The sequence below is a fragment of the Streptomyces sp. NPDC052496 genome (assembly GCF_040679095.1).
Lineage (GTDB): Bacteria > Actinomycetota > Actinomycetes > Streptomycetales > Streptomycetaceae > Streptomyces.
The window spans coordinates 214225-235321 of sequence record NZ_JBFAUH010000009.1; the positions used below are offsets into that span (position 1 = coordinate 214225).

Genomic DNA, 21097 nt, shown 5'->3' on the forward strand with positions numbered 1-21097 from the left:
GATCTGCCTCACGAGGACCGGCGCACCGGCGGCTACCGGCCGGTATGGTCGCCCTCATGCACCGCTGCCCCCTCACCGGCACCAGCGCCCCCACGGGCCGTGCGGGCTCCCGGAGCCGTACGGGCCGGCCGCGCAGCGCCGAGGCGGACCGCGCGATCCTCGGCGCCACCCGCGCCGCGCTGGTCGAGCTGGGCTGGGGCAAGCTGACCATGAGCGACGTGGCCGCCCGCGCCGGGGTGGCCAAGACGACGCTCTACCGCCGTTGGGCCAACAAGAACGAGCTGGTCCTGGACGCCGTGGCGGTCCTCTTCGACGAGCTCGAACTCCCCGACCGGGGCTGCCTCCAGGCCGACATCGAGGGGGTCGTATTGCAGTTCGCCTCGCTGCTGGCCCGTCCGGAGACGAAGACGGCGCTGATGGCCGTGGTCGCCGAGTCCACCACCGACGAGGCGCTGCGGGTACGGATCCGCACCGCCGTGGTGGAGCGGCAGAAGCGGCTGGTGGTCCTCGGGCGCGAGCGGGCCCAGGCGCGCGGGGAGCTGCCGCCGGACCCGGCCGGGGAGGAGGGCGCGGCAGCCGCCGGGCGGGCGGTCGGGCTGATCTTCGACGTGATCGCGGGGGCGGTCGTGCACCGGGCGCTGGTCAGCGCGGAGCCGGTGGACGAACGGTGGGCGCAGCAGTTCAGCACGCTGCTGCTGGCGGGACTGGGCGGCCTCGCGGAGACGGGCACGGGCCCGGCGGCGACGGAGACGGGCACGGGTCCGGCAGCCGTGGGGACGAGCACGAGGCCCGCCGTGGATCCGGGCACGGGTGGGGCCCTGGAGTCGAGCGCGCCCGCGGAGACGGAGAGCGGCCCGCCCGGGGCGTAGCGCCCGGGCGGGCCCGCTTCACCGGCGGCTCAGACCTGGTACCGGTCCGCCGCGAACAGGTGCACGTGCTCGGCGACCCACTCCGACGTCCGCTTCAGGCCCTCCTCCAGGGACACCTCGGGCGTCCAGCCCGCCCACTCGCGCGCCCGCGAATTGTCCGAAAGCAGTCGCTGGACCTCGCTGCCGGCGGGCCGCAGCCGGGAGCCCTCCACCACCACCTCGGCGTCCCGCCCGGAGGCGGTGATCAGGGACCGCGCCAGATCGCCGATGGAGATCTCCCGCCCCGTACCGAGGTTGACGACCTCGCCCAGCGCCCGGTCGCAGTCGGCCATCGCCAGGAACCCGGCCGCGGTGTCGGTGACGTAGGTGAAGTCGCGGGTGGGGGTGAGCGAGCCCAGCCTGATCTCCCGGGCGCCGGAGTGCAGCTGGGCCAGGATGGTGGGGATGACGGCGCGCGCGGACTGGCGCGGGCCGTAGGTGTTGAACGGCCGCACGACCGTGACCGGCAGCTCGAAGGCGTGCCAGTGGGACAGCGCCATCATGTCCGCGCCGATCTTCGAGGCGGAGTACGGGGACTGCGGCTGGAGCGGGTGGTCCTCGCTGATCGGCGCGGTCAGCGCGGTGCCGTACACCTCGCTGGTCGAGGTGTGCACGAGGCGGCGTACGGAGTGCCGGCGGCACGCCTCGGCGATGTTCTCGGTGCCCACGACGTTGGTCTGCACGTAGGCGCCGGGCGAGTCGTAGCTGTACGGGATGCCGATCAGGGCGGCGAGGTGGAAGACGGTGTCGCAGCCGGCCACCGCGTCCGCCACCCGGCCGGCGTCCCGCACGTCGCCCGCGAGCATCTCGACCGGGCTGTCCGGGCCCAGGTAGCGGGCCAGGTGGCCCTTATCGGCGTACGGCTTGTAGTGCACGAAGGCGCGCACCTTCGCGCCGTACCCGACGAGCTGGTCGACCAGCGTCGAGCCGATGAAGCCTTCGGCGCCGGTGACCAGGACGGTGCGGCCCTTCCAGCGGGCTTCCATGGTGGCGTGGTCGACGGTGGTGTGGGCGGTGGTGGTGCGGGCGGTGGTGCTCATGCGGTTTCCCTCAGGTAGGTGGTGGGGTGGGCTGCGGGGTGGCCGGCCAGCTGCAGGACCTTGGCGGCCAGCAGGTCGGCGGCGTGCGCGTGGGTGCCCGGGTCGGCGGCCTGGCCCATGGCCGCCAGCCGGTCGGGGTCGTCGAGCAGCGGCGTGACGAGCGCGGCCAGGCGCTCCGCGGTGGTCTCGGCGTCCGGCAGCAGGACGGCGGCGCCCGCGTCGGAGAGCACCCGCGCGTTGTGGGTCTGGTGGTCGCCGGGCGCGTGCGGGTACGGGACCAGGACGGCCGGCATCCCGATCGTGGCCAGTTCGGCGACGGTCGCCGAGCCGGCCCGGCACACCACGAGGTCGGCGGCGGCGTAGGCCAGGTCCATCCGGTCCAGGTACGGGACCGCCTCGGCGACCGCCGCGCCGCCCGTCGCCGCCAGCCGCTCCCGGGTCTCCTCCAGGGCGGCCGGGCCGGTCTTGATCAGCAGCCGCAGGTCCGTACGGGTCCGGTACCGGGCCGCGAGGCCGACCGCGGCCTCGGTGAGCCGGGCCGCGCCCAGGCTGCCGCCGTTGACGAGCAGCAGCCGGGCGCCTTCCGGTACGCCCAGTTCACGGCGGGCCCGCGCGCGCAGCGTCGTACGGTCCAGGCTCGCCAGCGGTCCGACCAGCGGCATGCCGACCGTCTCCGCGCGCTCGCCGCCCGCCAGGTGCGCGCGGCTGCGGTCGAAGGCCAGCGCGATGTGCGGGGTGAGCCGGGCGGCGAACTTGTTGGCCCGGCCGGGCACCGCGTTGGACTCGTGGACCAGGCTGGGCAGCCCGGCCAGCCGTGCACCGACGATGACCGGTGCGCTCGGGTAGCCGCCCATGCCGACCGCGACCTGGGCTTCCTGCTGACGCAGGATCGAGCGGCACTGGGCGCCCGATTTCAGCAGCGCGGCGGGCAGCAGGTAGCGCTTGGCGCCGAGCGACGGGTCGAAGGGAATCATGTCCACGGTGTGCAGGCGGTATCCGGCCTGGGGGATGAGCCGCGTCTCCAGCCCGCGCTCCGTACCGACGAAGGAGACCACCGCGTCGGGCACGGCCCGGCGCAGGGCGTCCGCGAGGGCGAGCCCGGGGTAGATGTGGCCGCCGGTACCGCCCGCACCGATGACGACTGAGAGTGGTGTGCGCATGGCCGCCACGCTCGCCAAGCGCCTTAAGAAGGTTCTAAGACGCGGGTTTGGCAGCCTGTGTGCATGCCGTCCTCGCCTGCACCGCACCCCGCGCCCCGGAGCGCCGCCCAGCCGCCCGCCGCCGCGTCCCCGCCGAAGATCCTCGTCGTCGACGACGAACCGGAGGTGCGGGCCGCCGTCGAGGACGGCCTGAGCGTGGAGGGCTACGCGGTGCGCGGTGCCGCCGACGGGCTGGCCGCGCTCTCCGAGGTCGCTTCCTGGCAGCCGGACGCGATCGTGCTGGACGTGATGATGCCGGTGCTGGACGGCCTGGCGGTGTGCCGCCGGCTGCGCGCGCTGGACGACCGTACGCCGATCCTCGTGCTGACCGCGCTGGACTCGGTCAGCGAGCGGGTGGACGGGCTGGACGCGGGCGCCGACGATTACCTCGTCAAACCGTTCGCGCTGGACGAACTGGTCGCGCGGATCCGGGCGCTGCTGCGCCGCGCCTCGGCCGCCGCCGCCGACGACACCTCGCTGTCCTTCGCCGACCTGGTCGTCGACCCGGTGACCCGCACCGGCCACCGGGGCGGGCGGCCGCTGGAGTTCAGCCGTACGGAGTGGGCCCTGCTGGAACTGCTGCTGCTGCATCCCGGGCAGGTGATGCCGCGCGAGGTGATCCTGGAGCGGGTGTGGGGCCGCGACTTCGGGCCGGACTCCAACTCTCTGGCCGTGTACGTCGGTTATCTGCGCCGCAAGCTGGAGGCGGGCGGCGAGTCACGGCTGGTGCACACCGTGCACGGCGTCGGTTACCGCCTGGACGAGGCGGACCCCGGCGGCCGGGGAGGCAGGGCGGCCCGTGAGGACGGGACGGGCCGGAACGGCAAAGCGGGCCGGGCGTGAGCGGGCGGCGCGGTCTGGGCGCGCACTGGCGGCGGCGCCGGCCGCTGCGGACACGGCTGGCCGTCGCCGCTTCCGCGGCCGTGGCGCTGGTGGCGGTCGGCATCTGTGTGGCAGCGATCTTCATCACCCGCCACCAGATGATCCGGCAACTCGAATTCCGCCTGGTCCAGACCGCCGCCCAGCACTCCGAGCAGTACCGCCAGAACGGCCCGTCGGCCGGGGACAAGGGCTGCCAGTACCAGGCCGTGCCCTGCGTCCAGTCGGTCCCCGCCGACACGTCCAGGGATCCGCGCGGTCCCTACGCGCTGCCGGTCGACGACGCCACCCGCGAGGTCGCCGCCGGGCGGCGCGCGCCGTACTACAAGCAGCTGACCGTGGCCGGATATCCGGTGCGGATGTACACCGTGCGGCTGCGCGGCAAGGACGAGGCGCTCCAGGTGGCGCTGCGCTCGGACCTCGTGGAGCGCGGCGTGCGGAAGGCTTCGCTGGCCCTGGCCGGGGTCGGCGGCGCGGGCGTCCTGCTGGCCGCCGGCCTCGGCTACTGGGTCTCGCGCACCGGGCTGGCCCCGGTCGCCCGGCTCACCGCCACCGCCGAACGCATCGCCGCCACCCGCGACGCCCGGCACCGCATCGAACTGCCCGCCGGGCCGGCGGGGCGCGAGGACGAGGTCACCCGGCTGGCCGCCAGCTTCAACACCATGCTCGGCGAGCTGGAGCAGTCGGTCGCCGCGCAGCGCCGGCTGGTCGCGGACGCCTCCCACGAGCTGCGCACCCCGCTGACCGCGCTGCGCACCAACGCCGAACTGCTGGCCCGCGCCGACCGGCTGACCGACGCCCAGCGCGACCGCGCCGCCGGCGCCCTGGGCCGCCAGCTGCGCGAGGTCACCACCCTGGTCAACGACCTGATCGAATTGGCCCGGGACGAGGAGCCGCAGCCGTTGGTGGAGCAGGTGCGTCCGGCGGCGCTGCTGGAGCACGCGGTGGAGGCGGCGCGTGGCCACTGGCCGGAGATCACGTTCACCGCGCGGACCGACGGGGCGGCGCAGGAGGTGACCGTCCCCGGCGTACCGGCGCGGCTGTCCCGGCTGCTGTCCAACCTCCTGGACAACGCGGCGAAGTTCTCACCGCCCGGCGGCCCGGTCGAGACGGAACTGACCAGGAGCGGGGACGCGCTGGAGCTGACCGTCCGCGACCACGGGCCCGGCATCGCGGCCGAGGACCTGCCGCACGTCTTCGACCGCTTCTACCGCGCCGAGGCGGCCCGCGCGCTGCCCGGCTCCGGCCTCGGCCTGGCCATGGCCCGCCAGATCGCCCGCGCGCACCACGCCGAACTGACGGCCGCCCAGGCGCCGGGCGGCGGGGCGCTCTTCCGCCTGCGCTTCCCGGCGGGGTAGGACGGGGCGGTACGGGTGTCCGGACAGGAACGGCGTACTACCCTGGGCCGGAATCACGGCCGGGCACAGGGCCGAGCGGGCGGACCGGGAGGGTGGGCGGTGAGCAGACGAGCGCGCCGTGCGCTGCCGGGTGCCCTGCCCCGCGCGCTGGCCGGGCTGTGGGCCGTCCTGCTGGTGCTGGCCGGTACGTCCGGAACGGCGGGTGCCGCCTCCGGCCCCCTGAGCGCCGTCACGGCAGCCGCCACTTCCGGCCCCGTCGGCGTCGCTTCCCCGCCGTCCTCCGGCACCGCGCCCCAGGTGCTCACGGCACACACCGCGCCCGCCCCTCCCCGGGCCGACGCCCGCACCGTCCCCGACCGCCCGGTGGCCCGGCAGAGCGCCACCGCCCACGTCCACGCGGTCCTTCCGCACCCGCGCTTCCCCGGTCTCCCGGGCGCGCTGCCGTCCGCGGCCCCGGCACCGCACCACTCCCCCTTCGGGTACGGGCAGACCGTCGGCCCCCGCCAGGAGCGGGCTCCGCCCTGGGCCCGGTACTCCCCGCGCAGCCCGCGCGCCCCGCCCTTCGTACGGAGCAGCTGACGCCCCCGGCGTCCGGCAGCCCGCAGCACCCGCACGCCCGGTGACGCCTTCGCGCGCCGCCGCGGCCCGGTGTGCGCGGCCGGCCGGCGCCCCGCCTCCGTATCCCTGAAGGGGAGACCCATGCCGTCCCGCGCTCCGTCGCGGCGGCCCTGGCGTGCGCTGATCGCGCTCGCCGTCGTCGCCGTGTCGCTGTTCTTCGCCCTGACCACCCCCGCCCGCCTCGGACTCGACCTCCGCGGCGGCACCCAGATCGTCCTGGAGACCAAGGACTCGCCCACCACCCGCGCCGACTCCGCCGCCACCGACCGGGCCTTGGAGGTGCTGCGGCAGCGGGTCGACGCGCTCGGTGTCGCCGAGCCGTCGCTGTCCCGCTCCGGTGAGAAGCGCATCGTCGCCGAGCTGCCCGGCGTGCAGAACCCGAAGGAGGCCGTCGAAGTCATCGGCCGTACCGCGCAGCTCACCTTCCACCCTGTCCTCGGGACCACGCAGGACCCGAAGGGCACGCCGGAGGCCAAGCCCAAGGGCGACCGCACCCGCACCCTCGCCGACCCGGACGCGCCCGGCCAGGTCCTGCGGCTCGGTGCGCCCGCGCTGACCGGCGAGGGCGTCAAGGACGCGGAGGCCGTCTTCGACGCGCAGGGCGGCCGGGGCTGGACCGTCGACCTGGCGTTCCGCGGGGCCGCCGCCGACGCCTGGGCACGGGTCACCGGCGAGGCGGCGTGCGCGGCGCCCGGCGATCCGGCCCGGCGGGTCGCGATCGTGCTGGACGACCGGGTCATCTCCGCCCCCGGCATGCAGCGGAGCGTGCCGTGCGGGACCGGCATCGCCGGCGGCAGCGCCCAGATCACCGGCGGGTTCAGCGACACCGAGGCCCGGGATCTGGCGGCCCTCGTCAAGGGCGGCGCGCTGCCGGTGCCCGTCGAGGTGGTCGAACAGCGCACCGTCGGCCCGACGCTGGGCGCCGACGCGATCGAGGCCAGCGCGACCGCCGCGGTCATCGGCCTGCTGTGCACCGGCGCGTTCGTCGTCGTGGTCTACCGGCTGCTGGGCGCGCTGGCGACGGTGGCCCTCGCCGCGTACGGGCTGATCTCGTACGCGGTGCTCGTCGCCCTGGGCGCCACCCTCACCCTCCCCGGGCTCGCCGGTTTCGTCCTCGCGATCGGTATGGCGGTGGACGCCAATGTGCTGGTGTTCGAGCGGGCCAGGGAGGAGTACGCGCGCCGCGCGGCCCGCTCCGGCGGCGATCTGCGGCGCCCGCTGCGCGAGGGGTTCGGCAAGGCGTGGAGCGCGATCGTCGACTCGAACGTCACCACCCTGCTCGCCGCCGGCCTGCTGTTCTTCTTCGCCACCGGGCCCGTCAAGGGCTTCGGCGTCACGCTGTCCATCGGCGTGCTGGCCTCGATGGTCTCCGCGCTGGTCATCACCCGGGTGCTGGCGGGGTGGGCGGTGCGCCGCGGGCCCGTACGGCGGCGGCCCGCGATCACCGGTATGGCGTCCGAGGGACGGGTACGGCGGTGGCTGGCGCGCCGTGAACCGCGGCTGATGCGCAGGCGCCGCACGTGGCTGGGGATCGGCGCGGGCCTGCTGCTGCTCGCCGTCACCGGGATCGGCGTACGCGGCCTGGAGTTCGGCGTGGAGTTCACCGGCGGCCGGCTCGTCGAGTACAGCACGAGCCGTACGGTGGACGCCGGGACCGCGCGCGAAGCGGTCTCCGGGGCGGGCTTCCCGCGGGCGGTCGTCCAGGAGTCGGGGGACGGTGGCATCGCCGTACGGACCGAGCGGCTGACCGACGCCGAGCAGGAACGCATCCGTACGTCCCTCCAGGCGCCCGGCGGCACGGTCGAGGTGGCGCGGGACGAGCTGATCGGCCCGAGCATGGGCAGTGAGCTGCGCGGCAAGGCGCTGATCGCGCTGGGCATCGCGGTCGCCGCCCAGCTGGTCTATCTGAGCATCCGGTTCCGCTGGACGTTCGCGACGGCGGCGGTGCTGGCCATGGTGCAGGACGTGGTGCTGGTGGTGGGGCTGTTCGCCTGGCTGGGCAAGCCGGTGGACAGCGTCTTCCTGGCGGCGCTGCTGACCGTCGTCGGGTACTCCGTCAACGACACGGTGGTGCTCTTCGACCGCGTACGGGAGCTGCGGCGCGGGGCCAAGGGCGACCGAGCCGCGCGCGGCCCCGAAGGGCTGGCCCGGCTCGCCGACCGGGCGATCGTGCAGACCGTGCCCCGCACGGTGAACACCGGCATGGGCGCCCTGTTCGTCCTCACCGCCCTCGCCGTGCTGGGCGGTGACTCGCTGGCCGACTTCTCCGTCGCGCTGCTGGCGGGTGTGCTGTTCGGCATCGCCTCGACGGTCTTCACGGCCACCCCGGCCGCCGTCGTCCTGGAGAGCCGCCGCCCGGGCCCGGAGGCACCCGCCGCCCGCCCGCGCGACAAGGCCGGGGCCGGGAACGGCGCGGTGGTCTGAGCGTTCCGGAACGACGCCGGGGGCGGGACCGCGCACGGCCCCGCCCCCGGTACGTACCGCTGTCGGAACCCCGCGGGCTCCGAACCCTCCTGGAACCCTGCGGGCTCCGCGAACCCTCCTAGAACCCGGCGGGCTCCGTGTACACGCCCCACTCGTCCCGCAGCACGTCGCAGATCTCGCCGAGCGTCGCCTCGGCCCGTACGGCCTCCAGCATCGGCTCGATCATGTTGCCGCCGTCGCGCGCGGCGGCGAGCATCGCGTCGAGCGAGGAGCGCACCCGGGCGTCGTCGCGGGCCGCCTTGCGGTCGCCCAGCACCCGTACCTGCTCGCGCTCGACCTCGTGGCTGACCCGCAGGATCTCCAGGTCGCCGGTGACCGAGCCGTGGTGGCAGTTGACGCCGACGACCTTCTTCTCGCCCTTCTCCAGCGCCTGCTGGTACCGGAAGGCGGACTCGGCGATCTCACCGGTGAACCAGCCGTCCTCGATGCCGCGCAGGATGCCGGAGGTGATCGGTCCGATGGGGTGTTGTCCGTCCGGGACCGCCCGCGTCCCGCGCTCCTTGATCTGCTCGAAGATCTTCTCGGCGTCGGCCTCGATCCGGTCGGTCAGCGACTCGATGAACCACGAGCCGCCCAGCGGGTCCGCGACGTTGGCGACGCCGGTCTCCTCCATCAGCACCTGCTGCGTGCGCAGCGCGATCTCCGCGGCCTGCTCGCTGGGCAGCGCGAGGGTCTCGTCCAGCGCGTTGGTGTGCAGGGAGTTCGTCCCGCCGAGGACCGCGGCCAGCGCCTCCACCGCCGTACGGACGACGTTGTTGTACGGCTGCTGGGCGGTCAGCGAGACGCCGGCGGTCTGCGTGTGGAAGCGCAGCCACTGGGCCTTCTCGCTGGTCGCGCCGTACACGTCGCGCATCCAGCGGGCCCAGATACGGCGGGCGGCCCGGAACTTCGCGATCTCCTCGAAGAAGTCCAGGTGGGCGTCGAAGAAGAAGGACAGGCCGGGCGCGAAGGTGTTCACGTCCAGGCCGCGGGACAGGCCCAGTTCCACGTATCCGAAGCCGTCGGCGAGGGTGTACGCCAGCTCCTGCGCGGCCGTCGCCCCGGCCTCGCGGATGTGGTAGCCGGAGACCGAGAGCGGCTTGTACGCGGGGATGCCGCGCGCGCAGTGCTCCATCAGGTCGCCGATCAGGCGCAGGTGCGGCTCGGGCGGGAAGAGCCACTCCTTCTGGGCGATGTACTCCTTGAAGATGTCCGTCTGGAGCGTGCCGTTCAGGACGGCCGGGTCGACGCCCTGGCGCTCGGCGGCGACCAGGTACATGCAGAAGACCGGGACGGCCGGACCGGAGATCGTCATCGAGGTCGTCACGTCACCGAGCGGGATGTCCTTGAACAGGACCTCCATGTCGGCGGCCGAGTCGATGGCGACACCGCAGTGGCCGACCTCGCCGAGCGACCGCGGATCGTCGGAGTCGCGGCCCATCAGCGTCGGCATGTCGAACGCCACGGAGAGGCCGCCGCCGCCCGCCTTCAGGATCATCTTGTAGCGCTCGTTGGTCTGCTCGGCGTTGCCGAAGCCCGCGAACTGGCGGATGGTCCACGTACGGCCGCGGTAGCCGGTCGGGTACAGGCCGCGGGTGAACGGGTACTCCCCCGGCCAGCCGATGCGCTCGAAGCCGTCGACCGTGTCGCCGGGGCGGGGGCCGTACACGGGCTCGACGGGATCGCCCGACAGCGTGGTGAAGTCCGCGTCCCGCTTACGGGCGGAGTCGTACCGGGCCTGCCAGCGACGGCGGCCCTCTTCGATCGCGTCAGCGTCCATACCCACAAATTTACTAGGACGTCCTAGTAATTGTCGATGGCAGAGCGCCGGCGGTCACCGGACGGCACGCGCGGGGCGGTACGCGGCGGTACGGGCGGGCCGCCGGACCGGGCCCGGCGGCCGTGCGGCCTCAGACCTTGGCGGGCTGCGGCGTACCGTCCGGGACCAGCGGCTCGACCTCGCGGACGACCTTGCGCTCGACGAAGAACGCGGCGGTCGGGATGGTGCCGGAGAGCAGCACCCACAGCAGCTTGCCGAACTTCCACTTCGCCTTGGAGCCCAGGTCGAAGGCGAAGACGAGGTAGATGATGTAGAGCACGCCATGGATCTGGGAGACCACCAGCGTGAGGTCCTTGCCCGTATCGAAGCCGTACTTGGCCACCATGCAGGCACACAGGACGAGGAGCATGACGGCGGTGACGTAGGCCATCACCCGGTAGCGGGTCAGCACGCTGCGTTTCATGGTCCGAGCGTAACCGCCCGTTCCGGGGCGATCTTCGCCGCCCCTACCACGGATCAGCCGTCCTGGAAATCACCGGCCGCGACCCGCAGCGGCCGCAGCACCTCGAAGATCTCCGCGCACTCCTCGGCACTGTAGGCACCCAGCCCGAAGTCCATCGCCATCAGGTCACGGGTGGCCTTGTCACAGGTCTCGCGCCCCTGCTCGGTGATGGACGCCAGCGTGCCGCGCCCGTCGTCGGGGTTCGGCCGCTTGTCGACCAGACCGGACTTCACCAGCCGGTCGACGGTGTTGGTCACCGAGGTCGGGTGCACCATCAGCCGCTCACCGATCTTCGACATGGGCAGCTCACCCGCCTTGGAGAAGGTCAGCAGCACCAGCGCCTCGTACCGCGCGAACGTCAGCCCGTACGGTTTGAGCACCGCGTCCACCTCGGACAGCAGGATCTGGTGCGCCCGCATGACCGAAGTGATGGCGGCCATGGACGGCACTGCTCCCCATCGTCGCTGCCACAGTTCATCGGCACGGGCAATGGGATCGAAGGCAAGGCTGAGCGGCTTCGGCACGCCTCCGACCCTACCGGCCAGCCATATCGTGGTCAGCCCCGTCTCAGGTTTCGGTACCTGGGCGGATCATTTCCCGACACGGCCGCCCGCCCCGCGTTCGCCGTACCTCCCACACCACCAGCACCACCGCCACCGCCCCCACCACCCCGCCGGCCGGCATCACCACCCGCAGCGGGGCGTACTCGGCGGCGACGCCCGCGGAGCCCATGCCGAGGCCCATGAGGGTCATGCGGCCCGCTTGCATCACCGTCATCGCCTGGCCCAGGAGGGCTTCGGGGACGGCGGCGGCGAACCAGCGGTCGACGCCGAAGTTGTACGCGATGCCGGTGCCCGTCAGGACGAGCAGGACCACGGACCAGCCGAGCGACGGCCGGGCGGCGAAGCCGAGGGCGGGCAGGACGCAGAAGATGCCCAGGGGGAAGGTCAGGCGGGTGCGGGCCCGGGGGCCGAGGAAGGTGCCGGCCAGGGTCTCGGCGGTGATCGCGCCGACCGGCATGGCGCACATCAGCAGGCCCGCGCCCGCCGGGCCGGTGCCGAGCAGGTCCGCGTACGGGATGAGCAGTGCCTCGGGAATGACGATGAACGTCGGGGGCAGCCAGGTCAGCAGGAGGAGGCCCCGGACGCGACGGTCGGCCAGCAGGAGGCGGGTGCCGAAGAGCGAAGTGCCCAGCAGTGCGCCGCGGGCCGTGTGGCGCGCGGGCCGGGCGCGGGTGCCCAGGCGCAGCAGCAGCGCGGAGCCGAGGAACGTACCGGCGGTGACGGCGAGGACCGCTCCGGGTGGCACAGCGGCCAGCAGCAGTCCCCCGGCGGCGAACCCGACGAGCTGCGCGCCCTGGTTGACGATGCGGATCAGCGAGCGGCCCAGGACGAACAGATCGCCCTCCCCCAGGACGTCGCCGAGCGTCGCGGCCCGCGTCCCGGTGAAGACGGGTGCGACGGCGGCGGTCGCGCAGCGCAGTGCCAGCAGTACGGCGACCGGCGTGCCCGGGACCACCATCGCGGCGGCGCAGCCCGCGCACAGCAGGTCGCAGACGACCAGGACCCGGCGGGCCGGGTAGCGGTCGGCGACCGCGGAGAGCAGCGTGCCGCCGACGACGTACGGGAGCAGGCCGAGGGCGAACGTCAGCGCGCTCAGCAGGGGTGACCCCGTGAGCCGGTGGACCAGCACCGACAGCGCGATCTCGCAGACGACGACGCCGAGCGAGGACAGGAGGTGCGCGGCGAAGACGCAGCGGAATTCGGGGACGGCGAAGACGGCGCGGTATCCGGCGCCGGCGGACCCGGAGGGGAGCGGCATGACCGGCAGCGTGCCGGGCCGGGCGCGCACTCCCCCAGTCATTCGTCAGCGGCCGAATCCCTGACGGAACCGGCCACCGGAGGGGAAGAGTGAGGACAAGAGGAGAGGGGGGCCTCGGCCATGCCGCTGGACATGCGCTTCGGCGCTCAGGACCTGCTGCGCATCCGCTTCGCCATCTCGCCGCTGTGCGAGACCCACGAAGCCGTACGGACACTGTTACGGACCGAACGGCACGGCTACCACCTGCCCTGGCTGCGGCGGATGCGCGCGGCACTGGCCGGGCTGGACCTGTCCGCGCTGTGGTTCCTGATGCCGTCCCCGCAGCCCGGCTACACCCCGGACTTCCTGGGCCCGCCGCCGGAGTCCTCGCTCGCGCCCTTCGAGGAGGAGCTGGCGCGGATGCGGGCCACGGACCCGGCCGTCGCCCACGCCGAGCTGGCCAAGTCGCTGGCCTGCACGCCGGGGGCCGCCGCGTCACCGCGGGGCCGGGCGATGCTGGCGGACCCGGCCGCCGCCGTACAGGAGCTGGCCGACGCCACCGAGCGGGCCTGGCACGCGCTGCTGGCGCCGGACTGGCCGCGGCTGCGCGCCCTGCTGGAGGCCGAGGTGGCCTACCGGTCGCGGCAGCTGGCGAGCGACGGGCTGGAGAAGCTGTTCGCGGACCTCAGCCCGCGGATCACCTGGTCCGGCGGCACCCTCACGGTCCGTACCCGCGCCCGGTTCCTGCAGATCCAGGACCTGGCCGGGCGGGGTGTGCTGCTGCTGCCGAGCGTCTTCGTGTGGCCCGACGTGGTGAGCGCCTACGAGCCGCACTGGCAGCCCACCGTCATCTATCCGGCACGCGGCATCGGCGGGCTGTGGCAGGAGCCGGAGACGGGGCCGGCGCTGGCCCGGCTGCTCGGCGTGAACCGGGCGGCGGTGCTCACCGCGCTGGACGAGCCGGCGTCCACCACCGCGCTGGCGCAGCGGCTGGGTCTGGCGCCGTCGTCGGTGTCGGCGCAGCTGTCGGTGCTGCGCGACGCCGGGCTGCTGACCTCGCGCCGGCAGGGTCACCAGGTGCTGTACGAGCGGACGCCGCTGGGCATCGCGCTCAGCGCGGGCGGTGCGCCGCCGGGCTGAGCGCGAGACCCGCGGTCAGTCCTCGCGGCCCGCCGCGAGGTGGCGTTCGACGGTCTCGACCTTGGAGGTCAGGCCGTCGGTGACGCCGGGCCTGATGTCGGCCTTCAGGACGAGCGAGACGCGTCCGGCGCGCGCCTCGACGGCGGCCACGGCGCGCTTGACGACGTCCATGACCTCGTCCCACTCGCCCTCGATGGACGTGAACATGGCGTCCGTACGATTGGGCAGTCCGGACTCGCGGACCACCCGTACGGCGTCGGCGACGTACTCCCCGACGTCCTCGCCCACCCCCAGCGGGCTCACCGAAAAGGCGACGATCATGCGTTGACCACGCCTTCCCGGCGGGCGCGGGCGGCGATCACGGTGGCCTCGGCCTCGCGCTTGAGGCGGCGGTCGGCGATGAAGCCGCCGGTCGGCACGATGGACAGGACGAAGTAGAGGGCGGCGGTCCCGAAGGACCACTTCGTGCGGTTCCAGGCGTCCAGCCAGAAGAGCACGTACAGGATGAACAGCACACCGTGCACCGGGCCCAGGACCGGTACGGCGTTGAAGTCGGTCGTGTACTTCAGGACGGTGCAGACGATCAGGAGCAACCAGGAGGCGGCTTCGGGTACGGAGGCCAGGCGGAGCCGGCGCAGGGCGGAAGCGGTCTTGATGTCCACGGGAACCTCGTTCGGGTGGCAGGTGGCGGCACGGTGCGCTTGTGCGGCATTTCACAAGGGCGTCACCATTGTTGCAGGCCCGCAAAGGATCACTGTTCAGGGGTCGGTGCGCCGGTTACCTTCGATCCCGTGGCTCAGTTTCGGCTCCAGGGGAGCAAAGTGCTCGCCGTCGACATGACCGGCGACGCCGTCAAGGCGAAGAACGGCGCGATGGTCGCGTACGACGGGCAGATGACCTTCAAGAAGATGACCGGCGGCGGTGACGGGCTGCGCGGCATGGTCACCCGCCGGCTGACCGGCGAACAGATGGAAGTCATGGAGGTGAAAGGCCACGGCACCTGCTATTTCGCCGACCGCGCGAGCGAGATCAACCTCGTACAGCTGCACGGCGAGAAGCTCTACGTGGAAGCCAGCAACCTGCTGTGCACGGACGCGTCGCTGCGCACCGGCACCACCTTCACCGGACTGCGCGGCGCCTCCCAGGGCAACGGGCTGTTCACCACCACCGTCGAGGGCAGCGGCCAGGCCGCGATCGTCTCCGACGGGCCCGCGGTGGTGCTGCGCGTGACCAAGCAGTACCCGCTCCAGGTCGACCCGGGCGCGTACGTCGCGCACACCGGCGACCTCAAGCAGCACTTCCAGTCCGGGGTGAACTTCCGCACCTTCATCGGGGAGGGCTCCGGCGAATCCTTCCAGATCCGCTTCGAGGGCGAGGGCCTGGTGTACGTACAGCCCAGCGAGCGCAACACCGTCGGCGGTGAGATCTGATGCCGTTCACCCTCGTCAACTCCCGCATGGTGCGCGCGCAGATCGGTCCCGGTCAGCGGATGTTCAGCCAGCGCGGCGCCATGCTCGCCTATCAGGGCGACGTCAGTTTCACCCCGAACATCCAGGGCGGCCAGGGCGGCATCGGCTCGATGATCGGCCGGCGGATCGCCAACGAGGCGACGCCCCTGATGACCGTCGAGGGGAGTGGCACCGTCCTGTTCGGGCACGGCGGCCACCATGTGCACGTCGTCGACCTGACCGGCGACACCCTCTACGTCGAGGCGGACCGGCTGCTCGCCTTCGACGGCACGCTCCAGCAGGGCACGATGTTCATGGGGTCGCAGGGCGGCGTGATGGGCATGGTGCGCGGCCAGGTGACCGGCCAGGGCCTGTTCACCACGACCCTCAAGGGCCAGGGCACGGTGGCCGTGATGGCGCACGGCGGCGTCATCGAGCTGCCCATCACCCCGCAGCGGCCCGTCCACGTCGACCCGCAGGCGTACGTGGCGCACCGCGGCGACGTCCGCAACAAGCTCTCCACGGCGCTGGGCTGGCGCGACATGGTCGGCCGCGGCTCGGGAGAGGCGTTCCAGCTGGAGCTGTCCGGCCAGGGCACCGTCTACGTACAGGCGTCGGAGGAGAAACTGTGACCGGTCCCGTCGTTTTCGACCCCCACACGCTCCCCTCGGACGACAACGTCAACGAGTACACCTTCAGCGTGGACCTGAACGGCCAGTGGTTCCTGCAGAAGGGCAAGATGATCGCCTATTACGGGCGGATCGACTTCCAGGGCATCGGGCACGGCGCGCTGGACCGCCTGGTCGCCCACAGTTTCCATTCGCCATTGCACGCGGCGGACTGGGTGGTGGCCGAGGGCCAGGGCAAGATGCTCCTCGCCGACCGGGCGTTCGATGTGAATTCCTACGACCTGGAAGACGGCAACCTGACCATTCGCTCGGGCAACCTGCTCGCCTTTCAGCCATCTCTGTCGCTGAAGCAGTCGATCATCCCGGGCTTCCTGACGCTCATCGGTACGGGCAAGTTCGTGGCCGCCTCCAACGGCCCGGTCGTCTTCATGGAGCCGCCGATCCGGGTGGACCCGCAGGCCCTGGTGGGCTGGGCCGACTGCCCCTCGCCGTGCCACCACTACGACCACCAGTACCTGCGCGGATTCCTGGGCGGCGTACGGGCGCACACCGGGCTGGGCGGGGTCTCCGGCGAGGAGCACCAGTTCGAGTTCGTCGGGGCGGGCACGGTGCTGCTCCAGTCCACCGAGCAGCTGATGCCCGAGCTGGCGACGGGGGAGGTCGCGGCCGAGGCGGGGGTGCCGGGCGGGGGTGAGGCAACTCGCCAAAGTGGCTCACAACTGCCGCAGCTGCCGGGCGGGCTCGGGGGCCTCCAGCGCCGCTTCGGGCTGTGAGCGGTAGTCTGCGGACGGTGACCTCGAACGTCTGAGCAAGCGCCCGACCGAGCGCCTGAGCCATGTCACAGCCATGACTAATTCGATATTCAACTTTCACGGGTAGAATTCATTCATGACGACCGACAGCGACACTCCCTGGCTGACCGAGCAGGAGCAGCGAGCCTGGCGTACCCACCTGGACGTCAGCCGGCTGCTGATGCACCAGCTGGAGCGCGACCTGCAGCCGTTCGGACTGACCAACAACGACTACGAGATCCTGGTCAACCTCTCCGAGGCCGAGGACCGGCGGCTGCGCATGAGCGACCTGGCCGCCGCCACCCTGCAGTCCAAGAGCCGCCTGTCCCACCAGATCACCCGCATGGAGAACGCGGGCCTGGTGCGCCGTGAGAGCTGCGAGTCCGACCGCCGCGGCCTGTACGCGGTGCTCACGGACGAGGGCTGGGAGACCATGCGCCGGGTCGCGCCGCACCACGTCGCGTCCGTACGGCGGCACTTCATCGACCTGTTCCGGCCCGAGGACCTGGACGCCCTGCGCTCCTCCCTGACCCCGGTGGCCGAGCACCTGCGGGGCCGGCGCGGCAAGGTCTGACGGCCGGGCCGCCGACGGCCCGGCCCGCCCCGGACCGCTACGCCACCGGCAGCCGCAGCTCGAACACCGAGCCCTCCCGCACGGTCAGCGTGCCGCCGTGCCGCTGCGCGACGTCGCGGGCGATGGCGAGGCCGAGACCGGCCCCGCCGTCGTCGCGGCTGCGGGCGTCGTCGAGCCGTACGAACCGCTCGAAGATCCGCTCCCGTTCCTCCGGCGGCACCCCGGGCCCGTCGTCCTCGACCCGCAGCACGGCCCACGCCCCCTCACGCACCACACTCGCCCGTACGGCACCCGCCGCATGCCGCTGCGCGTTGTCCAGCAGGTTGCCCAGCACCCGCCCCACCTGGCTCCTCGACCCGGCGACCTCCACACCCGTCACCTCCCCCACCTGCACGGCGATCCGGTCCCCCACCCGCTGCGAGACCTCCTCGCGCACCAGCGCCGCCAGGTCGATCCGGGTGTCCGCCGGCCTCTCCCCCGCGTCCAGCCGCGCCAGCAGCAACAGGTCCGCCGCCAGGTTCTGCAGCCGTACGGCGTCCTGCACCGCGCCCTCCGCGTCCAGCAGCTCCGGGTGCGCGATGCCCACCTCCAGCTGCGTACGCAGGCTCGCGATCGGACTGCGCAGCTCGTGCGAGGCGTCCGCGACGAACCGCCGCTGCCGCTCCACCGACGCCTGGAGCGCGCCGAGCGTCTCGTTGGTCGTACGGGCCAGCCGGTCGATCTCGTCCCGCGACCCCGGCTCCGGCACCCGCCGCGACAGGTCAGCGCTTGCCGTGATCGCGGCCATCTCCGTCCGGATGCCCTCCACCGGGCGCAGCGCCCGCCGCGTCAGCAGCCAGGTCACCGCCGCCACGACGAGCAGCAGGCACGGCAGCCCGATGAGCATCGCGGTCCGCACCGAGCCCACCGCCGCGCGCTCCGCCGCCAGCGGCGAACCGGCCCGCACCACGGCCTTGCCGCCCTGGGTGTCCTTGGCCTCGACGGTGGCGAACCGGTAGTCCGCAGTACGGTGCCCGACCGTCGCCGTGCCACCGCTGTGGTGCGCCTCGTCCTCGACCTCGCCCGGCTTGATGCCCTGGTCGTCGTCATCGTCGTCGGAGCCGGCCGGCGGCTGCGCGGCCGGCGCCTGCCGCGCGGTGACGGCCTTGCCGTCCACCGCCCGCACGTCGTCGCCCGCCGCCAGCACCCGCCCGTCCTCGGCCAGCACCACCACCGGCCGGTCGTCCCCGTCCGGCAGGTCCAGCTTCCCGTACGGCGTGCCGGTCGCGATCTGCGTCGCGACTTCCCGCGCGGCGTTCTCCGCCTGCAGATCGGCCTGTCCCACCAGGTTGTTCTTCAGCACCAACAGCAGCGCCGTGCCCGCGGCGACCAGCGCGAGCGCCACCACCAGCGTCGCGCCCAGCGCCGCCCGGACCCGGACCTTCCCGAGGACCCTACGCACCGGACACCAGCCGGTACCCGGCACCGCGCACCGTCACGATCACCCGGGCGCCCAGCTTCCGCCGCAGCGCGCTGATGTACACCTCGACGATGTTGTCGTCCCCTTCGTACGCGAAGTCCCACACATGCTCCAGAATCTCCGCCTTCGACACCACGTCGCCCGCGCGCAGGGCCAGTTGTTCCAGCACCGCGAACTCCTTCGCGGTCAGCACCACGTCCGCGCCGGCGCGCTCCACCCGCCGCGCACCCTGGTCGATGCTCAGCTCCCCCACCCGCAGCACGGGCAGCGCCGTCCGCCCGCGCCGGCGCAGCAGCGCCTTCACCCGGGCCACCAGGACCACGTACGAGAACGGCTTCGTCAGGTAGTCGTCCGCCCCGGTGTCCAGCCCCTCGGCCTCGTCGTACTCCCCGTCCTTGGCCGTCAGCATCAGGACGGGCACCTCGTTGCCGGCCGCGCGCAGCGCCCCGCACACCCGGTAGCCGTTCATCCCCGGCAGCATGATGTCCAGGATCACCAGGTCGTACGCGCCCTCGCCGGCCCGGTGCAGCCCCTCCAGGCCGTCGTGCACCACGTCGACCGCGTACCCCTCGGCCATCAGTCCCCTGGCCAGCGACAGGGCCAGCCGCTTCTCGTCCTCCACGATCAACAGGCGCATACGCACACGATGCCACCCGTCACCTGAAGAGCCCTTCAGGTGACTTCAGCTTCCCTTCAGCCGTCCCGCGCCACGGTGGATCACGTCATCGAGCACACCTCACCTACCGGGGAGAACGAACCGAGATGAAGCGCAACATCGTCATCGCCACCGTGGCCGCGGCCGCCCTCGTCGGCGGCGGCACCGCGACCGCCGTCGCCTTCAGCGGCGACTCCGCAGCGCCGTCCGCGCCGTCCGCGTCGGCCACGCCGCGCTCCAGCGTCGACGTGCCGGACGACGACGTGCACGAGGACGCCCGGGAGGCCCGGGCGGCGACCGTCTCCGCCCCGCAGGCCGCCGCCGCGGCCCTGAAGGCCACCCCCGGCACCGTCACCGGCATCGACCTCGACCAGGACCGCCCCGGCCTGGTCTGGGAGGTCGACGTCCTCGGCAAGGACGGCACGTGGCACGAGGTGACCCTCGACGCCGGCAACGCGAAGGTCCTGAACCAGCACGTCGAACACGAAGGCGACGACCACGGCATCGCCCGCGCCCGCGCCGGGCTGAAGGGCACCACCGTCGACGCCGCCCAGGCAGCCGAGAAGGCCGCCGCCACGTACGGCAAGGTCACCTCGGTCGACCTGGACGACGACCACCGCTCCACCCCTGTCTGGGAGGTCGAGACCGTCTCCAAGGACGGCAAGGAGCACCAGCTGAACGTCGACCCGAAGACGGCCGCGGTGACGGTCGCCCCGCAGGACAAGGACAACGACGACAACGACAACGACAACGACGGCCAGGACGACTGACCCGCCGCCGCCCCGCACGGGCCCCGCCGCACCGCGGCGGGGCTCGGCCCGTCACCGGCCGGCCGCCGTCACTCCTCCCCCGTGACCCCCGCCACCAGCTCGTCCGCCGCCGCGTAGGGGTCCAGCTCCCCGGCCACGATCCGCTCCGCCAGTACGGACAGCCGCCGGTCCCCCCGGAGGTCACCGATCCGCTCCCGCAGCCGGGTGACGGCGATCGTCTCGACCTCGCGGGCCGCCCGTGCCCGGCGCCGCTCCGCGAGGACGCCGTGCTCCTCCGACCAGGCGCGGTGCTTCTCCAGCGCCTCGACGACCTCGTCCGTGCCCTGGCCCCGCGCGGCGACCGTCTTGACGATCGGCGGGCGCCAGTCGCCGGGAGTGCGGGCCTCGCCGAGGCCGAGCATGTGGTTCAGCTCCCGGGCCGTGGCGTCGGCGCCGTCGCGGTCGGCCTTGTTGACGACGTACACGTCGCCGATCTCCAGGATTCCGGCCTTGGCCGCCTGGATGCCGTCCCCCATGCCCGGCGCGAGCAGCACCACCGTGGTGTCGGCCTGGCCGGCGATGTCGACCTCGGACTGCCCGACGCCGACCGTCTCGACGAGGATCACGTCGCAGCCCGCCGCGTCCAGCACCCGGATGGCCTGGGGCGCGGCCCAGGCGAGACCGCCCAGGTGGCCGCGGGTGGCCATGGAGCGGATGTAGACGCCGGGGTCCGAGGCGTGGTCCGACATCCGGACCCGGTCGCCGAGCAGGGCTCCGCCGGAGAACGGGGAGGACGGGTCGACGGCGAGCACCCCGACCCGTCTGCCGGCCCGGCGGTACGCGCTGACCAGCGCCGAAGTGGAAGTCGACTTGCCGACACCGGGCGATCCGGTCAGCCCGACCACGTACGCCCCGCCGGCCAGCGGCGCCAGCGCCGCCATCACCTCGCGCAGCTGCGGGGACGCCCCCTCGACCAGCGAGATCAGCCGGGCCACGGCCCGCGGCCGGCCCTGCCGTGCCTGTTCCACCAGCTCAGGGACGTCCACCACGGCCCAGCTCCTCCCACTTCGGTTCCCACGGACGCGTACCCGGCGGACGGCCGCCG

The 21097-nt window shown here is 73.3% G+C and carries 21 protein-coding genes and 1 pseudogene; 11 read left to right on the plus strand and 11 right to left on the minus strand.

All coding sequences use genetic code 11. The features are described from left to right. Nucleotides 1-56: 56 nt before the first annotated feature. Nucleotides 57-719, plus strand: a pseudogene (locus tag AB0L45_RS15195) (TetR/AcrR family transcriptional regulator); the annotation flags it as partial. A gap of 179 nt (nt 720-898) precedes the next feature. On the opposite strand, the gene AB0L45_RS15200 reads toward AB0L45_RS15195, so the two are convergent. Next, nucleotides 899-1894, minus strand: a complete 996-nt coding sequence (locus tag AB0L45_RS15200; RefSeq protein ID WP_365839940.1) for a GDP-mannose 4,6-dehydratase — start codon at nt 1892-1894, stop codon at nt 899-901. Nucleotides 1895-1944: 50 nt separating this feature from the next. Beyond that, nucleotides 1945-3108 (minus strand): UDP-N-acetylglucosamine--N-acetylmuramyl-(pentapeptide) pyrophosphoryl-undecaprenol N-acetylglucosamine transferase, encoded by a 1164-nt coding sequence (locus AB0L45_RS15205; RefSeq protein ID WP_365839839.1) that lies wholly within the window; start codon nt 3106-3108, stop codon nt 1945-1947. A gap of 63 nt (nt 3109-3171) precedes the next feature. On the opposite strand from AB0L45_RS15205, the gene AB0L45_RS15210 reads away from it, so the two are divergent. The 4 genes from AB0L45_RS15210 (at nt 3172) to secD (ending at nt 8426) form a co-directional block, all read left to right on the plus strand. Beyond that, complete coding sequence (locus tag AB0L45_RS15210; protein ID WP_365839841.1) at nt 3172-3990, plus strand: response regulator transcription factor; 819 nt, start codon at nt 3172-3174, stop codon at nt 3988-3990. Next, on the plus strand, nt 3987-5384 hold the full coding sequence (locus tag AB0L45_RS15215; RefSeq protein ID WP_365839843.1) for a HAMP domain-containing sensor histidine kinase: 1398 nt from the start codon (nt 3987-3989) through the stop codon (nt 5382-5384). Before AB0L45_RS15210 ends, AB0L45_RS15215 begins: the two co-directional genes overlap by 4 nt. A gap of 99 nt (nt 5385-5483) precedes the next feature. After that, nucleotides 5484-5963 (plus strand): hypothetical protein, encoded by a 480-nt coding sequence (locus tag AB0L45_RS15220; RefSeq protein WP_365839845.1) that lies wholly within the window; start codon nt 5484-5486, stop codon nt 5961-5963. 120 nt (nt 5964-6083) lie between these two features. Continuing rightward, a complete protein-coding gene (secD, locus tag AB0L45_RS15225) occupies nt 6084-8426 on the plus strand; it encodes a protein translocase subunit SecD (RefSeq protein WP_365839847.1) in 2343 nt (780 codons plus the stop codon). A gap of 118 nt (nt 8427-8544) precedes the next feature. Here the strand turns inward: secD and AB0L45_RS15230 are convergent, their stop codons facing one another. The 4 genes from AB0L45_RS15230 to AB0L45_RS15245 all read right to left on the minus strand — a co-directional run bounded on the left by AB0L45_RS15230 (nt 8545) and on the right by AB0L45_RS15245 (nt 12568). Beyond that, on the minus strand, nt 8545-10245 hold the full coding sequence (locus AB0L45_RS15230; protein WP_365839849.1) for a methylmalonyl-CoA mutase family protein: 1701 nt from the start codon (nt 10243-10245) through the stop codon (nt 8545-8547). 130 nt (nt 10246-10375) lie between these two features. Beyond that, the gene (locus tag AB0L45_RS15235) at nt 10376-10708 is read right to left on the minus strand and encodes a DUF3817 domain-containing protein (RefSeq protein WP_365839851.1); all 333 of its coding nucleotides are present in this window, start codon (nt 10706-10708) and stop codon (nt 10376-10378) included. Between the two features lie 53 nt (nt 10709-10761). After that, nucleotides 10762-11271 carry a MarR family transcriptional regulator gene (locus tag AB0L45_RS15240; RefSeq protein ID WP_365839853.1) on the minus strand — a complete coding sequence of 170 codons (510 nt, stop codon included), beginning with the start codon at nt 11269-11271 and terminating at the stop codon, nt 10762-10764. A gap of 43 nt (nt 11272-11314) precedes the next feature. Then, nucleotides 11315-12568: an MFS transporter gene (locus AB0L45_RS15245; RefSeq protein ID WP_365839855.1), complete on the minus strand. Its 1254-nt coding sequence runs from the start codon at nt 12566-12568 to the stop codon at nt 11315-11317. 120 nt (nt 12569-12688) lie between these two features. Between AB0L45_RS15245 and AB0L45_RS15250 the strand changes: the two genes are divergently transcribed. Beyond that, nucleotides 12689-13687, plus strand: coding sequence for a DUF5937 family protein (locus AB0L45_RS15250; RefSeq protein WP_365839857.1), 999 nt, complete (start codon nt 12689-12691; stop codon nt 13685-13687). Between the two features lie 15 nt (nt 13688-13702). Here the strand turns inward: AB0L45_RS15250 and AB0L45_RS15255 are convergent, their stop codons facing one another. Beyond that, entirely contained in the window at nt 13703-14008 is a 306-nt protein-coding gene (locus AB0L45_RS15255) for an MTH1187 family thiamine-binding protein (protein WP_003982605.1), read from the minus strand. Next, complete coding sequence (locus AB0L45_RS15260; RefSeq protein WP_365839859.1) at nt 14005-14349, minus strand: DUF3817 domain-containing protein; 345 nt, start codon at nt 14347-14349, stop codon at nt 14005-14007. Before AB0L45_RS15260 ends, AB0L45_RS15255 begins: the two co-directional genes overlap by 4 nt. Nucleotides 14350-14478: 129 nt before the next feature. On the opposite strand from AB0L45_RS15260, the gene AB0L45_RS15265 reads away from it, so the two are divergent. The 4 genes from AB0L45_RS15265 (at nt 14479) to AB0L45_RS15280 (ending at nt 17129) form a co-directional block, all read left to right on the plus strand. Beyond that, entirely contained in the window at nt 14479-15117 is a 639-nt protein-coding gene (locus tag AB0L45_RS15265; protein WP_365839861.1) for an AIM24 family protein, read from the plus strand. Further along, nucleotides 15117-15767: an AIM24 family protein gene (locus AB0L45_RS15270; protein ID WP_365839863.1), complete on the plus strand. Its 651-nt coding sequence runs from the start codon at nt 15117-15119 to the stop codon at nt 15765-15767. The genes AB0L45_RS15265 and AB0L45_RS15270 overlap by 1 nt, the downstream gene beginning before the upstream one ends. Then, nucleotides 15764-16537: an AIM24 family protein gene (locus AB0L45_RS15275; RefSeq protein ID WP_365839865.1), complete on the plus strand. Its 774-nt coding sequence runs from the start codon at nt 15764-15766 to the stop codon at nt 16535-16537. The genes AB0L45_RS15270 and AB0L45_RS15275 overlap by 4 nt, the downstream gene beginning before the upstream one ends. A 115-nt stretch (nt 16538-16652) precedes the next feature. After that, nucleotides 16653-17129: a MarR family transcriptional regulator gene (locus tag AB0L45_RS15280; RefSeq protein ID WP_365839867.1), complete on the plus strand. Its 477-nt coding sequence runs from the start codon at nt 16653-16655 to the stop codon at nt 17127-17129. A gap of 37 nt (nt 17130-17166) precedes the next feature. On the opposite strand, the gene AB0L45_RS15285 is transcribed toward AB0L45_RS15280, so the two are convergent. Beyond that, complete coding sequence (locus tag AB0L45_RS15285) at nt 17167-18570, minus strand: HAMP domain-containing sensor histidine kinase (protein WP_365839869.1); 1404 nt, start codon at nt 18568-18570, stop codon at nt 17167-17169. Beyond that, entirely contained in the window at nt 18563-19225 is a 663-nt protein-coding gene (locus AB0L45_RS15290; protein ID WP_365839871.1) for a response regulator transcription factor, read from the minus strand. Before AB0L45_RS15290 ends, AB0L45_RS15285 begins: the two co-directional genes overlap by 8 nt. 125 nt (nt 19226-19350) lie before the next feature. Here AB0L45_RS15290 and AB0L45_RS15295 point away from each other — a divergent pair, with 125 nt between their 5' ends. Further along, entirely contained in the window at nt 19351-20013 is a 663-nt protein-coding gene (locus AB0L45_RS15295) for a PepSY domain-containing protein (protein WP_365839873.1), read from the plus strand. Nucleotides 20014-20081: 68 nt separating this feature from the next. Here the strand turns inward: AB0L45_RS15295 and meaB are convergent, their stop codons facing one another. Next, the gene (meaB, locus tag AB0L45_RS15300; RefSeq protein WP_365839874.1) at nt 20082-21041 is read right to left on the minus strand and encodes a methylmalonyl Co-A mutase-associated GTPase MeaB; all 960 of its coding nucleotides are present in this window, start codon (nt 21039-21041) and stop codon (nt 20082-20084) included. Nucleotides 21042-21097 lie beyond the last annotated feature (56 nt).

Excerpts from the sequence above, each read along its gene's own strand:
- AB0L45_RS15200 (WP_365839940.1), bottom strand. The coding sequence starts at position 1,894 with ATGGAAGCCCGCTGGAAGGGCCGCACCGTCCTGGTCACCGGCGCCGAA.
- AB0L45_RS15205 (WP_365839839.1), bottom strand. The coding sequence starts at position 3,108 with ATGCGCACACCACTCTCAGTCGTCATCGGTGCGGGCGGTACCGGCGGC.
- AB0L45_RS15210 (WP_365839841.1), top strand. The coding sequence starts at position 3,172 with ATGCCGTCCTCGCCTGCACCGCACCCCGCGCCCCGGAGCGCCGCCCAG.
- secD (WP_365839847.1), top strand. The coding sequence starts at position 6,084 with ATGCCGTCCCGCGCTCCGTCGCGGCGGCCCTGGCGTGCGCTGATCGCG.
- AB0L45_RS15230 (WP_365839849.1), bottom strand. The coding sequence starts at position 10,245 with ATGGACGCTGACGCGATCGAAGAGGGCCGCCGTCGCTGGCAGGCCCGG.
- AB0L45_RS15235 (WP_365839851.1), bottom strand. The coding sequence starts at position 10,708 with ATGAAACGCAGCGTGCTGACCCGCTACCGGGTGATGGCCTACGTCACC.
- AB0L45_RS15245 (WP_365839855.1), bottom strand. The coding sequence starts at position 12,568 with ATGCCGCTCCCCTCCGGGTCCGCCGGCGCCGGATACCGCGCCGTCTTC.
- AB0L45_RS15250 (WP_365839857.1), top strand. The coding sequence starts at position 12,689 with ATGCCGCTGGACATGCGCTTCGGCGCTCAGGACCTGCTGCGCATCCGC.
- AB0L45_RS15255 (WP_003982605.1), bottom strand. The coding sequence starts at position 14,008 with ATGATCGTCGCCTTTTCGGTGAGCCCGCTGGGGGTGGGCGAGGACGTC.
- AB0L45_RS15270 (WP_365839863.1), top strand. The coding sequence starts at position 15,117 with ATGCCGTTCACCCTCGTCAACTCCCGCATGGTGCGCGCGCAGATCGGT.
- AB0L45_RS15280 (WP_365839867.1), top strand. The coding sequence starts at position 16,653 with ATGACGACCGACAGCGACACTCCCTGGCTGACCGAGCAGGAGCAGCGA.
- AB0L45_RS15290 (WP_365839871.1), bottom strand. The coding sequence starts at position 19,225 with ATGCGCCTGTTGATCGTGGAGGACGAGAAGCGGCTGGCCCTGTCGCTG.
- AB0L45_RS15295 (WP_365839873.1), top strand. The coding sequence starts at position 19,351 with ATGAAGCGCAACATCGTCATCGCCACCGTGGCCGCGGCCGCCCTCGTC.